This is a genomic window from Kitasatospora sp. NPDC048286, from assembly GCF_043201735.1.
Taxonomy (GTDB): Bacteria; Actinomycetota; Actinomycetes; order Streptomycetales; family Streptomycetaceae; genus Kitasatospora.
The window spans coordinates 309932-323366 of sequence record NZ_JBICZE010000011.1 but is presented as its reverse complement, the minus strand read 5'-3'; the positions used below and the strand labels follow the sequence as shown (position 1 = coordinate 323366).

Genomic DNA, 13435 nt, shown 5'->3' with positions numbered 1-13435 from the left:
ACCGAAGCAGTACCCGATGGGTACCATCGGCGGGTGACGACGACCCGCACAACGCCGACCCACACACCGACGCCCCGCCCGACGGCGGCCCACGCCCCCGACTGCACCGACCCCAAGTCCGTCTACGCCGCGGCCTGCCCCTGCCGCGACATGCTCGACCTGCTCGCCAACAAGTGGAGCGCCCTCGCGCTGGGAGCCCTGGAGGACGGCCCGCAGCGCTTCGGCGCGCTGCGCACCCGCCTGCAGGGCGTCAGCCCCAAGGTCCTCACCCAGACCCTGCGCCGACTGGAGGAGCACGGCCTGGTCCACCGCGAGATCCACGCCGAGGTCCCTCCGCGGGTCGAGTACAGCCTCACCGCGCTGGGCGTGGACGCCTGCGTCCCGCTGGCGCACCTGCGTACCTGGGTGGAGCGCAACATCGACCGCTTCCCCGGCCCCGCCTGAGCCCGGCGGGCCCGAAGTGCCCTGGGGCGGCGGTGACTTGCCGACCCGGAGCTCTTCGGGCGTCGGCGGTTCGGCGGGTGCGGGGAGTTCACGGGGGGCCTCCTGCCGAGGAGCGAGGAGGCGGGGTCGGCCGGTCGCGGCACCCGCTGGGTGCGCGGCGGGTGCCGTGCGGGTGCCGCCCGGACTGGTGGAGATCCTGCTGCGGCCCGTCACGAATTCCTCATGACCGGATCACGACGTACGCACGGGCGGCCCGATGACATGCCATGGACAGGACACGACTCCCGGGTGAAGATGACCTTGCCCCGCCACCGTCCGTATCCGTACGGCCGTTCGGGCGGTGGAGCCGAGCACGCCCAGGGGCACGGGCGGGCGTGACGAAGTACGGAAGAGCGGAAGCAAGGAAGAGCGGCAGTGCCGGTGCGCCACCGCGGCGGCCGGTCCACCGGAGGGGCGGGGCGTGGAGTTCAGGATCCTGGGGACGTTGGAGGTGCGGGCCCCGGACTCCACGGTGCTCGCCGTCGGCGGGCGGCGCCAACAGGCCCTGCTGGCCGCACTGGTGGCCCATGCCGGTCGGACGGTGTCGGTGTCCCGGCTGGTCGACGCGGTCTGGGACGAGGCGCCGCCGGCCACGGCCGACCGCCAGGTCAGGAACATGGTCGGCCTGTTGCGCCGGGCGCTCGCCCCCGGCCCGGGGCAGGCCCCGCCGATCCGCACCGACGGCCCCGGCTATCTCCTCGACGGGCCCGAAGTACGGGTGGACGCCCTGGAGTTCGTCGCCCTGGTGGAGTCGGCCGCCACCGCGGGCGCCGAGCAGGCCGCCCGGTTGCGCGGCGCGCTGGCGCTGTGGCGCGGCCCGGCGCTGGACGGGCTGCCGGGCCGGGCGCTGGCGGCGGTCGCGGCCGGCCTGGAGGAGCGGCGGATGTCCGCCCTGGAGTTGCTCTACGAGCTGGAGCTGACGGCCGGGCGGCCCGACCGGATAGTCTCCGAACTCACCGCCCTGGTCGCCGAGTTCCCGATCCGCGACGGCCTGGTGCGGCACCTGATGACGGCCCTGGCCCGCTCCGGCCGGCACGCCGAGGGCCTGGCGGTCTACCGCCGTCACGCCGGGCACCTCGCCCAGGAGCTGGGCCTGGACCCCTCCCCCGAACTGCGCTCGCTCCAGCGCGAGTTACTGGGAGCGGCGGGTCCGCCCGCGCCCCACCGGTCCGAGCCGGCGGCCCCGCCCGCGCAGCCGCCCCGCCCGCGCCCCGCTCAACTCCCCTGGGAACTGCCGTCCTTCGTCGGCCGCGACGACCACCTGCGCACCATGGACCGCCACCTGACCGACCCCGGCGGCAACCCCGCCACCGACCCCACCGACGACCCCACCGGCTCACCCCCACCCCCGACGGCCGTCACCGTGATCACCGGCATCGCCGGCGGCGGCAAGTCGGCCCTGGCCGTGCGCTGGTCCCAGCGCGCCCGCGACCGGTTCCCCGACGGCCAGCTCTTCGCCGACCTGCACGGCTGGTCGCCGACCGGCCCGCAGGAGCCGCACGCCGTCCTCGCCGCCTTCCTGCGGGCCCTCGGCGTGCCGGCCGGGGAGATCCCGGGCCGGCTCGACGAGGCGGCCTCGCTCTACCGCTCCGTCCTGGCCGGCCGCCGGGTCCTGATCGTCCTGGACAACGCGCTCGACGCCGAGCAGGTCCGCCCGCTGCTGCCCGGCAGCGGCGGCTGCGCCGTCGTCGTGACCAGCCGCGACCGGCTCACCGGGCTCGTCGTGCGCGAGGGCGCCCACCGGATCGAGCTGGCGGACTTCAGCCCGGCCGAGGGGCGGGCGCTGGTGCGCCGGGTGCTCGGGGCCGAACGCGTCGAGGGCCGGGAGCGCGCCGTCACCCGGCTGCTCGACGCCTGCGGCCACCTCCCGCTGGCCGTCGGCCTCGCCGTCGCCCGGCTGCGCGACCGCCCGCACCACGACCTCGCCGACTTCGCCGCCGAACTCGCCGCCGCGGGCACCCGCCTGGACGTCCTCGAAGCGGACGGCGACGACCCGTCCACCCGGCTGCGCACGGTGTTCGCGCTGTCCTACCGCGCCCTCGACGCGCCCGCCGGACGCCTGCTGCGGCTGCTCGCGACCAGCCCCGCCGTCGACCTGTCGGAACCGGTCGCCCAGGCGGTCGGCGGACTGGACGGCGCGCAGAGCGCACGGCTCCTGCGCCGGCTGGCCAACGTCCACCTCCTCGCCGAGCACTCCGCCGGCCGCTACCGCTTCCACGACCTGGTCCGGCTGTTCGCCGCCGAGCGGGCCGCGCAGCAGGAGAGCGAGCACTCCCGCGGCCTCGCCCGGCGCCGCTGGTACGCCTGGTGCCTGCACCAGGCCTCGGCCGCCGCCCGGATGCTGATACCCGGACGGCCCCGGGTGCCACTGCCGCCCCCGCCCGAGGGCCTGCCCACCACGGCCTTCGCCGGACCGGACGAGGCCATGCGGTGGTGCGACGGGCAGCGCGACAACCTGCTCGCCACCCCCGGCCACGCCTACGAGCACCAGGACGACGAGACCGCCTGGAAACTCCCCGCACTACTGTGGATCCACCTCCACCGCAGCGGCCTGCACGCCGAACGGCTGGCCCTGGGCCGCACCGCGGTGGCCGCGGCCAGGCGCCTCGCGGACCCGCTCGCCGAGGGCCGCGCCCTCAACGACCAAGGCCACGCCTGGAGCACCGTGGGCGACCTGGTCCGGGCCCGCCGGCACTACGAACAGGCCCTCGCCCTGGTGCGCACGGCCGCCGACCCGGCGGCCGAGGGCCAGGTACTGGCCAACCTCGGCGCGCTCCACTTCTTCTCCCGCGACTACGCCGAAGCGGCCCGCCACTACGAGGGCGCCCTGTGGCTGCTGCCCGCCGACGGGCCGGACGCCGACCACTGGACGATCCGCCTGTGCGAGACCAGCCTGGCCTCGGTGCACCTCTTCCTCGGCCGGTACGAGGACGCGCGGGCCCTGGCCGAACGGCTGCTCGCGCCCGGACTGGGCCTCCACGACACCGTCCTGGGCTGCTCACTGCGCAACGTCCTCGGCCTCGCCCGCTACGCCGCCGGACGGCCCGACGAGGCGCTGCGCCACTTCGCGCGGTCCCTGTCCGTCGGCCGGCACGTCACCGGGTTCACCGACCAGCGGGCCAACTCCCTGGCCGGACTGGCCGCCGCGCAGCAGGCCCTGGGCCGCCCGGCCGCCGCCCGCCGCTCCTGGGCCGCCGCCCTTGACCTGTACCAGGACCTCCCCGCCCACTACCGCAGCCCGGTCGCCCTCCTGACCACCCTCGGCTTCACCCCACCCGACCTCCCCTGACCCGCCCCCGGCCGGCTACGACCACGAGGGCCGCCGGGGGTAGGCGGGCGGGAGGACCGCCGGAGGCAGGCGGACGGGACAGCCGCCGGGGGCACGAGGGGTACACGGGCGGGAGGACCGCCGAAGGCAGGCGGACGGGAGGGCCGCCGGAAGCACGCAGGAGCACACAGGCCGGGGGCCGCCGAAGGCGCGCAGGGGCACACAGGCGGAAGAGCCGCCTGAGGCACACGGCCGCCAGGGTCAGGCGGGAGGACCGGCCGGGCAGGCCCAGGCGGCGGCGGTCCGTCGGGAGAGCCCCTACTCCTCGACTACTCCTCGACCGGGCCGGGCAGGCTGAGCGTCACCCGCAGGCCGCCGGACGATTCGGGGGTCAGGTGGAGTTCCCCGTGGTGGGCCTCCGCGACGGCGGCGACGATGGCCAGGCCCAGGCCGTGGCCGCGGCGGGACGGGTCGGTCTCGGCGGTGCGGCCGCGCCCGCGCAGGAACGGTTCGGTGAAGGTGGCCACGGCGTCCGCCGTCAGCTGCGGGCCGGTGTTGGCGACGGTGAGGTGCACCCGCCCGGGCCGCTCGGGGTCGGCCCCGGTGGCGACGGTGACCCGCCCGCCGGCGCCGGCCGGCAGGTTGTGCCGCAGCGCGTTGTGCAGCAGGTTGACGGCCGCCTGGCGCAGCAGCACCGCGTTGCCGGTGGCCGGGGCGGGCCGCAGGTCGGCGGTGAGGGTGATGCCGACGGCCTCGGCCTCGTCGCGGACGGCGGCGAGCGCCTCGCCCGTGGCGGTGGCGAGGTCGGTGGGGGCGAGGTCGGGCGGGGCGTTGCCGAGGTCGGCGAGCTGGAGCAGGGCCTCGCTGATCTCGATGGCGCGCCGGTTGGTGTCCTGGAGGCGGGTGACGAGCAGGCGCCAGTCCTGGCCGGCCGGGTCGGCGGCGGCGACCTGGAGCAGGGTGTGGGTGATCGCCAGCGGGGTGCGCAGTTCGTGGGAGGCGTTGGCGGCGAAGCGCTGCTGGGCCTCGAAGGAGCGCTGGAGGCGCGCCAGCATCTCGTCGAAGGCGTCGGAGAGGTCGGTGAACTCGTCGCGCGGCCCGGCGAGGGCGATGCGGTGTTCCAGCGCCCCGCTCGCGGCGCGGTGGGCGGCGCGGGTGATGTCCTGCAGCGGGCGCAGCACCCGGCCGGCGATCAGCCAGCCGCCGACCAGACCGACGGCGGTCAGCAGGGCCAGGGCGTAGCCGCTGGCGGTGAGCAGGGAGTGCAGGATCTCCTGGCGGGAGGGGGCGTCGGAGCGGTAGCGGGGGTTGGAGGAGGTGAGGGGGTAGTTGGGGACGTAGCGCATGCCGACGTAGACGACGGCGAGGGAGAGGAGCCCGGCGGTGACGGCGAAGAGGGTGTAGCTGAGGGTCAGCCGCATCCGGGCGGTGAGGCGGTGGGGCCGTTTGCGCGCGGTCACCGGGAGCCCTCACCGGGGGCGGTACCGGGGTCGGCGAGCGGGTCGGCGAGGCGGTAGCCGACCCCCGGCACGGTGTGGATCACCCACGGGTCGCCGAGGCGTTTGCGCAGGCCGGAGATGGTGATGCGGACGGCGTTGGTGAAGGGGTCGGCGTTCTCGTCCCAGGCGCGTTCCAGCAGGTCCTCGGCGCTGATGACGCCGCCGCGCGCCGACATCAGGACCTCCAGGACGGCGAACTGCTTGCGGGACAGGCCCACGTAGCGGCCGTCCCGGTAGACCTCGCGGCGGAAGGTGTCCAGGCGCAGCCCGGCGTACTCCAGGACGGGCGGGGCGGCCTGGGCGGGGCGGCGGGCCAGCGAGCGCAGCCGTACGACGAGTTCGGCGAGGTCGAAGGGCTTGGTGAGGTAGTCGTCGGCGCCGAGTTCGAAGCCGGCGACCTTCTCGTTGAGGCGGGCGGCGGCGGTGAGCATCAGCACCCGGCAGCCCAGGGCGCGCTCGACGATGCTGCGGCAGACGTCGTCGCCGTGGGTGCCGGGGATGTCGCGGTCGAGGACGACGACGTCGTAGCTGTGGACGGCCAGGCGCTCCAGTGCCGCGTCGCCGTCGGTGACGATGTCGCTGGCGATCGCCTCCAGCCGCAGGCCGGCCTGGACCGCCTCCGCGAGGTAGATCTCGTCCTCCACCACCAGGACCCGCACGTGCCGTTCTCCCGTCGTCGCCGTTCGCACCTATTGGACCCCATGGGGTGTATCGAAAACGTATCGGCCTGCGCAAACGTCCTCGCAACACCGCGTCTCCTCCAATGGTCCGGCAACGGACGAACACACCGGGAGGCGGGAATGAACCCGACACGGACGACTGAGACGACTCAGCCGACGAACCAGGCAAACCAGGCGGACCAGGCCGTGGCTCAGGGCAAACGACGGCGGCTGGCCGCGGGCGCCTCCGCGGCGGCGGTGCTGGCCCTGGCCGGGGCGTGCGCCGCCGACCCGCCCCGCACCGAGGCCGTCCTGCGCTCCCTGGCGGCCACCGTCACCGCCCAGCCCACCACGGCCACGGCCGTGGCCGCGGCCGGGGTCGAGGAGGACGGGGAGATACCCGACGGCCGGACGCTGAGCCCCTTCGACACCGAGGCCCCGGCCGTGCGCAACCTGGACGGGCCGCTGCTCGAGGCCCTGCGGCGGGCGGCCGGCGACGCCCGGGCCGAGGGCATCGAGATGACCGTCACCTCCGGATGGCGCAACAAGGCCTACCAGCAGCGGCTGCTGGACAAGGCGGTGATCAAGTACGGGAGCGTGGAGCAGGCCCGCAAGTTCGTCAACACACCGGAGAAGTCCGCGCACGTCTCCGGCAAGGCGGTGGACATCGGGCCGACCAACGCGGACTACTGGCTGATCCAGCACGGCGCCCGGTACGGGCTGTGCCAGGTGTACTCCAACGAGATCTGGCACTTCGAGCTGCTCACCCGGCCCGGCGGGACCTGCCCGGCTCTGCTGCCGGACGCCGCCGGGTGAGGGGGCACACCGTGACCGACACCCCTGTCGAGGACTCCCGGCCGCCCCGGCGCCGGCCCGCACCCGCACCCGCACCCGCCCGGCGTACCGCGCCCCGGTGGCGGGCCGTACCGATGTGGCGGCGCGGGCGCGTGCCCGCCGCGCTCGGGCTGCTGACCGCCCTCGCCCTCGGCGACCACCGTCTGGTGCCGGGCCTCGGCCTGGGCCTGGGCAGCCTGTGGGAGAGCGCCCTGCCGTGGAGCGGCCTGGTGGCGGTGGCGGCGCTGCTGTGCGCGGCGCTGCGCCGGGCGCCGGTGGCGGCCTGCGCGGGCGGGGTGCTGGCCGTGGTGTGGGCGGTGGTGTTCGGGCCGGTGCTGCTGTCCGGCGGTCCGGCGCCGACGGGCGGCGGGGCCGGCGGGCCGGGGCTGACGGTGGTCACCCACAACGTGAACGCCGCCAACCCGGACCCGGCCGGCACCGCCCGCGCACTGCTCGCCGCCGGGCCGGACCTGGTCGCGCTGGAGGAGGTCACGGACGCGGCCCTGCCCGCCTACCGGGACGTACTGGAGCGGACGCTGCCCCACCACGCCCGCACCGGCACCGTCGCGCTGTGGAGCCGCTACCCGGTGACGGAGTCCCGGCGGCTGGTCATCGATCCCGGCTGGAACCGTTCCCTGCGGGCCGAAGTCAGCGCCCCCGGCGGGCCGTTGGCCGTGTACGTCGCCCACCTCGCCTCGGTGCGGGCTGGCGTCACCGGCTTCGCCACCGCCCACCGCGACCGTGACATCGCCGCCCTCGCCCGGGCGCTGGACGCCGAACCGCTGCGCCGGGTCCTGCTGTTGGGCGACCTCAACACCGCCGCGGACGACCGGGCGCTCGCCCCGCTCACCAGCCGCCTCACCGTGGCCCGTGGCGAGTCCGGGTCCGGTGTGGGCTTCGGGTTCGGCTTCAGCTGGCCGGCCGCCCTCCCCCTGGTCCGCATCGACCACGTGCTCACCCGGGGCCTGGCCGCCACCGCCACCGCCACCTGGACGCTCCCCGCCACACCCAGCGACCACCGCCCGGTGGCGGCACGGCTGTCGGCGTAGCGGTGGCCCTCGGCAGTCGGCCTCGGTCAGGCGACCAGCCGCAGCCAGGCCGCCGCGAGCGCGGCGTGACCGGCCGGCGTCGGGTGCACGCCGTCGGCGGACCAGTGCTCCGGCGCGCTCGACGCGGCGAGTTCGGCGAACCTGCCGTCGGCGGCGAGCAGTCGGGCGCCGTACCGGCGGGCGAGCCTGCGCACGGCCTGGATCTTCGGGTCCAGGTCGGCGCGCCACTGCTCGCGTTCCTTCTCGCCGATGAGTACGGCTGCGCCGGCCTCGACGACGCCGTGGATCGGCAGGAGGAACGGCTCGATGAGGATCAGCTCGGTGCCCGCCTCGACGAGGGGCGCGAGGAGGCGGTCGTAGTCGGCCTCGAACCGCTCCGCGGGGATCACGTGGCCCTTCGGGTCGAGGGTGTGCCGGCCCATGTCGTTGGCCCCGACGAGGACCGACAGCACGTCCGGGCGCGCGTCGAGCACGTCCGTCCGCCAACGGGCTTGCAGGTCCGTCACCTTGTCGCCCGCGTTCGCGGTGTTCAGCCAGGTCACCGGCCGGTCCGGGTGCCGGTGGGCCCACTCGCCCGCGATGCGCAGCGGGTAGCCGGAGCCGAGGCCGTCCTCGCTCTCGCGCCGCCGGCAGTCGGTGATCGAGTCGCCGGTGAACATCACGGTGCTTCCCGGGCGGAGGGTGATCGTCATGAGCGCTCCTCGGAGGAGGTGGGGCGGGACCTCCCGAGGGTGCCGCGCCGCGTCGTCACCGTGTCGTCAGCCCGCTGACGTCCGTCGGCAGATCGCTGCCATCTTCCCGGCCGAGATCATGACATGACGCAGCGTCAGCTCACCGGCACGGCGTCCTTCGGCGCGGTGTGCCAGTTGGTGACGACCGGCTTGTCGACCGGGGTGGTGCCGACGGGGACGCTCGCCGGGTTCGGGTCGGGGTTGCCGATGCCGATGATGACGTCGGTGAACTCGACCGCCTGGTTGCCCTTGGTGGTCTTGGCCATGACGCCCGCGTACGCGGTCTTGGCGCCGCTGAGGGTGATCTGCTCCCCGGTGCCGTGCTCGACGGGCGAGGCCTCGATGCCGCGCGAGCCGAACGCGATGACGGGGTGGCTCGTGGGCAGCGTGCAGGTGATGCCCGGCTTGGCCTTGGCGCTGATCAGGATGTAGCCGCCGGCCTGGGTCTCGCTCTTCGCGCCGAAGTCCAGGTCGTTGGCGCCGCAGACCTGGCCGTACCCGCTCTTGTCGGCGGCGGGCGCGGAGGGGGCGCCGGGGGTGGCGGAGGACTTGGGCGCGGCGGTCTTCGTCGGTGCGGCCTGGCCCGGGGCGGGCGTGGCGGGCGCCGTGGCGGCGGGTGCCGCGGCGGTGGCCGCGGGGCCGGTGGCGGCGGGGGCGGCCGCGTCGCTGTTGTCCGGTCCGCAAGCCGTGGCGGTGGCGGCGATCGCCGCGACGGCGGCGGCGGTGAGGACGAGGCGGCGCGTGCGCATGGGGCTCTCCTGTGGGCGTTCGGGTGTGCGGTTCTCCGGTGTGTGACCACCGTAAGTGGGGGTCGTTCACGGGCTGGTGCGGGAAATATCCCGATCTTGTTCCAGAAGGCGGGGACGAACAGCCCGGGGAAACACGGCGGGGAACGCGGCAGGGCCGGCTCCCCCGAGGGGGAACCGGCCCGGTGGCCGAAGCAGGGTCAGGCCAGAAGGTCCGACTGGAGAGTGACGACCTGTCGGAACGGCGCGATCGGGACGCCGGCGGGGTTGGTCATGGTGATGACGGCGAGGAGGTCGGAGGCGGAGAGGTAGGCGACCCGGGCGGTCGGGGTGCCCTTGGTGCCGGCCGCGGTGGACTCCACGGTGGTGAGGCTGACGCCGTCGAGAGTGTCCCAGTCGTCGTGGGGGGTGCTCTTGGTGTCGGCGGCGGCCTTGGGACGGCCCTTGCCGCGCAGGTCGGCGAAGGCGTCCCAGGACTCCTTGGAGGAGCCGAAGCGCAGCAGCCGGATCTGGGTGCGGGTGCCGTCGGAGGCGGTCCACTCCCGGACGGTGGCCGCGCGGCAGGCGTCCTCCAGCAGCAGGACCCGGGCCTTGACCGCGTCCTGCTGCTCGTCGGCAAGCGCGTCGCAGGGCACCCACGGGGCGACCTCGGAGCCGGGAGCGGGCGTGGCGGAGGGCGCGGCGGCGGAGGGCGCGGCGGCGGAGGCCGAGGGGGTCGGCGCCGGGGAGGCGGTGGGCGAACCCGAGGCGGTGGGCGCCGGGGTGGGGGCCGGGAAGACGGGCGGGGTCAGGGAGCCGCCGGCCTCCTTGGGGGCGGGCAGCAGCAGGTGGCGCAGGTCCGCGTGGTGCAGGGACGTGCCCCGGCCGTCCGGGGCGTTCTTCCCGGCGGGCAGGGGCGGCAGGGTCAGCGGCGCGAAGGTGTAGCGGCCGTCGCTCGCGGTGGCCAGGCCCGGCAGGTCGGTGCGGTCGGGCGCGGTGACGGCCAGGGCGGTGCCGGTGCCGGCGAGGGCGAACACCAGGGCGGCGCAGCTCCAGCGCACCGCGGCCTTGCGGCGGCGGGTGCGGCGGGCCGCCTGCTCCGCGAGAACGGCGGGGTCCACGGGGGCTTCGGGGGCTTCGGGGGCGGCGACGGGCTCGGCGAGCGCCGCCAGGACCGGATCCGCCTCGGGAGCGCTCCCGGGCGCGGGCACGCTCTCGGGCGCGGGCGGCGGCGGGGTGGCGTGGTCGGTCATACGGACGCTCCCGGGCGGGCGAGGCGGTCGAGCTGGAGGGTGAAGAGGGCGACGATCTTGTCCTTGGGCAGCGGCGCCACGCCCTCGGCGCTCATGATCACCAGGAGGTCGCCCTCGGCGGCCGAGCACTCCAGGTAGTCGATCGGCGCGGACGGCGGCGCGGGCATCAGGTAGCAGTGCGCCTCGGGGTGGCCGGGGATGGCCGGGCCGATCCGGAACAGGCCGGTGTCGCCGGTGAAGACCGCGGTGTACTCGTTGATCCGCTGCACTTCCTGCTGGTTGAACTGGCGCAGCCTCAGGCCGACCACCAGGTCGTCCCCGGCGGCCCGGTAGGTGCGCACACCGGTGGCCTTGACGTGCATGCTCTCCCAGTAGGAGCGCATCTTGTCGCGCTTCTCCTTGGGGAGTTGCTGGAGGTCGGACTCCAGTTCGGCGGACAGCTGCTCGCCGTTCAGCTCGTTGTCGTTGCCGTAGCCGCCGTCGTCCGGGCCGAGTTCGTAGCCGGCCGGGACGGGCAGCAGCAGGTCCCGCAGCGAGCCGAAGTGGCTGCCGTTGGACTTGGCGCCGTACGGCGTGGCGGTCGCGGTGGGGGTGGGAGCGGTGGACGGGGCGGCGGCGGTGGCCTGCGCGGGGTCGTCGTACTGGGTCTTGATGATGCCGATGCCGATGGCCACGCCGACCAGCGCGGCCGCGGCGGTCGCGGCACCCGCGCGCAGCAGCCGGCGGGACGCGGGGCTCGGCCCGGCGGGGTCGGCGGGGTCAGCGGGCGCGGCGGGGTCGACCGGCATCGCGGGTTCGGCGGTCTCGACCGTCACGGCGTCGGGCGCCGGCTCGGGCTCGGGCGCGCCCGGGGCGGGTGCGGCGGTCACGGTGTCGTCGTTCATACCAGCCGCTCCCATTGCCGCTTGGCGATGTCCTTGAGGATGTCGGGGTTCACCGGCTGGGCGGCGAAGACCTCGACCTTCATCTGCAGCGGGCCGCGCTTGGCGTAGGCCTCGCCGAGGTAGTACGAGTCGTTGCTGTCGGCCCACTGGCGGGGCGTGGCGTCCACCTTGTAGCCGCCGCTGGCGCCGTCCGCGAAGGCCGGCCAGCTGGGGGACTTGGCCATGTCGGCGTGGTCGGCGGTGTACTGGATCAGCGTGACGCGGTAGCGGACGTCGTCCTTCTTCCAGGCGACCTCGGCCGCGCGCCGGAAGCCGCTGGAGATGAGCTCCTTGAACTTCTTCGCCTCGTAGCCGCTCTCCTCGGCGAGTTCGCCGATCGAGATCCAGGCCGGCTTGTCCGGGAAGTCGGCCCAGGGGGTGCTGCCCTCGGGGGCGCTGATCAGCAGCTTGGTCAGGTCGCCGTCGATGGCGAGCGGCTTGGGCTGCTCGGCGGCGAGGGCGGCCGGGTCGACGGTGTCGGCCGGGTAGGACGGGTGGGCGACCTGGAGCGGTGGCAGCGGCGTGGGCGGGCGCTGGGCCTGCACGGCGTAGCCGATGCCGCCGCCGACCAGGGTGCCCAGCACCAGGGCGCAGGCGCTCAGCAGCACAGGGCGAGGGCGGCGCGGGGCGCGCGGGGCGGGGGCGACCTCGGCCGTCAACTGCTCGTCGGGGAGGGCGGGTTCACTGCTGTCAACAGCGATGGGCGGGGCCGCGGGCGGCGGCGGAACGGCGGGCGACGGCTCCGCGGGTTCGGTGGTCACGGAAGTGGCTCCAGAGGAGGAAGAAGGGGAAAGGGCGGGCGGACGGGAGCCGGGCTCAGCCGCCGGTGGTGAGCCACTCGCGCTGGCGCTTCATCAGCTCGTTCAGCAGCGCCTTGTCGGGTGTCCCCTTCACGTCGACGTCGATCGTGTACTGGACGTCGCCCTGGCTGGAGATGCCGCTCATCGAGCCGGTGTACGACTCGTGCTTGGGGGTCTGCAGGTAGCCGTGGCCGCCCGGGTCGCCGTCGATGTCGAACGGCTCCAGCGACTTGATCTTGTAGCCCTTGACGAAGTCGCGCGCCATCGCGGTGGAGCCGAACTGCAGGATGGTGACGGTGACTTCGGCCTTGCCGTCGGCGGTCCGGTACATCCGGGTCGCGCCGCCCTTGTAGCCGTACGAGCCGAGGATGTCCATGATGCCGTCCTGCTTGCCGAAGAGCGCGGAGACGTCGTCGTTGGTCAGGGTCATCCCGTCCGCGGGGCCGTAGGACTCGCCGCCGGCCGGGATGGGGAGCAGGAAGTAGCGCAGGTCGCCCTCGTGCTGGCCGTTCTTGACCGTGCCCTTGACGGTGCTGGCCGGGGCGGGCTCGGCCGGGACGGCGGTGGGCACCGGGACGGGTGCGGCCGAGGGCGTCGCACTCGCGCCGGCGCTCGCACTCGCGCTCGCCGCCTTCGGCGGGGCGGAGGCGGCCACGGCCGGGCGGGCGTCGGGCTTGCCGACGGCGACCGTCACGGCGGCGCTGGCCGCGGTGACGGCGAGCAGGCCGGCGGTGGCCAGCGCGACGCCCACAGCGCGCGGCAGCCGGCGCGGGGCGGGCTGCGGTGCGGGCGCCTGCTCGGGCGCGGGTGCGGCGGCGTCAGCTACAGCGCCGTCAGCAGCAACGGCGTCGGCGACAGCCGGTTCGGCCGGTGCCGGTGGCCCGGCGGCGGCGCCCTCGTTCTCGGGCTCGGGCAAAGGGATCCCCCCAGGAAGAATGCGGAGTCTCACGCGCGGGCCCCACTCCCCCATCGGGGTTCTCCGGGGCTTTCGTCACGCGTGTCGGCAGGAATTATGAGAGCCCGCCGACACCACTGCCAACAAAATCAACCACCACACTTTCCCCCAATGTTCGACGAATCGGACACACCGTGATCGAACCGCAATGGGCCGCTGTCCTGCGGTGATGACACAGAGTCGACACATCGATTCGAACACCGGCCCCCGGCCCCCGGCCCGTGACGATGTCGCGGTCCCGTCACCGCTCGGCACG

Annotated in this window: 12 protein-coding genes; 4 read left to right on the top strand and 8 right to left on the bottom strand. The window is 75.2% G+C overall.

The window, feature by feature from the left end:
• Window positions 1-33 precede the first annotated feature (33 nt).
• Both ACGF13_RS26835 and ACGF13_RS26830 read left to right on the top strand, forming a co-directional pair.
• On the top strand, window positions 34-444 hold the full coding sequence (locus tag ACGF13_RS26835; protein ID WP_392879592.1) for a winged helix-turn-helix transcriptional regulator: 411 nt from the start codon (window positions 34-36) through the stop codon (window positions 442-444).
• A gap of 460 nt (window positions 445-904) precedes the next feature.
• Window positions 905-3772 (top strand): BTAD domain-containing putative transcriptional regulator, encoded by a 2868-nt coding sequence (locus tag ACGF13_RS26830; protein ID WP_392879590.1) that lies wholly within the window; start codon window positions 905-907, stop codon window positions 3770-3772.
• A gap of 308 nt (window positions 3773-4080) precedes the next feature.
• On the opposite strand, the gene ACGF13_RS26825 is transcribed toward ACGF13_RS26830, so the two are convergent.
• Together ACGF13_RS26825 and ACGF13_RS26820 are read right to left on the bottom strand one after the other, a co-directional pair.
• A complete protein-coding gene (locus ACGF13_RS26825) occupies window positions 4081-5211 on the bottom strand; it encodes a sensor histidine kinase (RefSeq protein ID WP_392879588.1) in 1131 nt (376 codons plus the stop codon).
• Complete coding sequence (locus tag ACGF13_RS26820; protein ID WP_392879585.1) at window positions 5208-5909, bottom strand: response regulator transcription factor; 702 nt, start codon at window positions 5907-5909, stop codon at window positions 5208-5210. The genes ACGF13_RS26825 and ACGF13_RS26820 overlap by 4 nt, the downstream gene beginning before the upstream one ends.
• A 207-nt stretch (window positions 5910-6116) precedes the next feature.
• On the opposite strand from ACGF13_RS26820, the gene ACGF13_RS26815 reads away from it, so the two are divergent.
• Both ACGF13_RS26815 and ACGF13_RS26810 read left to right on the top strand, forming a co-directional pair.
• Window positions 6117-6725 (top strand): M15 family metallopeptidase, encoded by a 609-nt coding sequence (locus ACGF13_RS26815; RefSeq protein ID WP_392879583.1) that lies wholly within the window; start codon window positions 6117-6119, stop codon window positions 6723-6725.
• An 11-nt stretch (window positions 6726-6736) separates the two neighbouring features.
• Entirely contained in the window at window positions 6737-7792 is a 1056-nt protein-coding gene (locus tag ACGF13_RS26810; RefSeq protein ID WP_392879581.1) for an endonuclease/exonuclease/phosphatase family protein, read from the top strand.
• Between the two features lie 26 nt (window positions 7793-7818).
• Here ACGF13_RS26810 and ACGF13_RS26805 read toward each other — a convergent pair whose 3' ends face one another.
• The 6 genes from ACGF13_RS26805 to ACGF13_RS26780 all read right to left on the bottom strand — a co-directional run bounded on the left by ACGF13_RS26805 (window position 7819) and on the right by ACGF13_RS26780 (window position 13140).
• Complete coding sequence (locus ACGF13_RS26805) at window positions 7819-8484, bottom strand: GDSL-type esterase/lipase family protein (protein WP_392879578.1); 666 nt, start codon at window positions 8482-8484, stop codon at window positions 7819-7821.
• A gap of 134 nt (window positions 8485-8618) precedes the next feature.
• Window positions 8619-9272: a hypothetical protein gene (locus ACGF13_RS26800; protein ID WP_392879575.1), complete on the bottom strand. Its 654-nt coding sequence runs from the start codon at window positions 9270-9272 to the stop codon at window positions 8619-8621.
• Window positions 9273-9469: 197 nt separating this feature from the next.
• The gene (locus ACGF13_RS26795) at window positions 9470-10501 is read right to left on the bottom strand and encodes a hypothetical protein (RefSeq protein ID WP_392879573.1); all 1032 of its coding nucleotides are present in this window, start codon (window positions 10499-10501) and stop codon (window positions 9470-9472) included.
• On the bottom strand, window positions 10498-11385 hold the full coding sequence (locus tag ACGF13_RS26790) for a hypothetical protein (RefSeq protein ID WP_392879570.1): 888 nt from the start codon (window positions 11383-11385) through the stop codon (window positions 10498-10500). Before ACGF13_RS26790 ends, ACGF13_RS26795 begins: the two co-directional genes overlap by 4 nt.
• Complete coding sequence (locus ACGF13_RS26785; RefSeq protein WP_392879568.1) at window positions 11382-12185, bottom strand: hypothetical protein; 804 nt, start codon at window positions 12183-12185, stop codon at window positions 11382-11384. Before ACGF13_RS26785 ends, ACGF13_RS26790 begins: the two co-directional genes overlap by 4 nt.
• A gap of 55 nt (window positions 12186-12240) precedes the next feature.
• Window positions 12241-13140 carry a hypothetical protein gene (locus tag ACGF13_RS26780; RefSeq protein ID WP_392879565.1) on the bottom strand — a complete coding sequence of 300 codons (900 nt, stop codon included), beginning with the start codon at window positions 13138-13140 and terminating at the stop codon, window positions 12241-12243.
• Window positions 13141-13435: the final 295 nt, after the last annotated feature.

What these genes read in the sequence shown, in the direction of transcription:
- ACGF13_RS26805 (WP_392879578.1), bottom strand. Translation starts at nt 8,484, where the DNA reads ATGACGATCACCCTCCGCCCGGGAAGCACCGTGATGTTCACCGGCGAC.
- ACGF13_RS26800 (WP_392879575.1), bottom strand. Translation starts at nt 9,272, where the DNA reads ATGCGCACGCGCCGCCTCGTCCTCACCGCCGCCGCCGTCGCGGCGATC.
- ACGF13_RS26795 (WP_392879573.1), bottom strand. Translation starts at nt 10,501, where the DNA reads ATGACCGACCACGCCACCCCGCCGCCGCCCGCGCCCGAGAGCGTGCCC.
- ACGF13_RS26790 (WP_392879570.1), bottom strand. Translation starts at nt 11,385, where the DNA reads ATGAACGACGACACCGTGACCGCCGCACCCGCCCCGGGCGCGCCCGAG.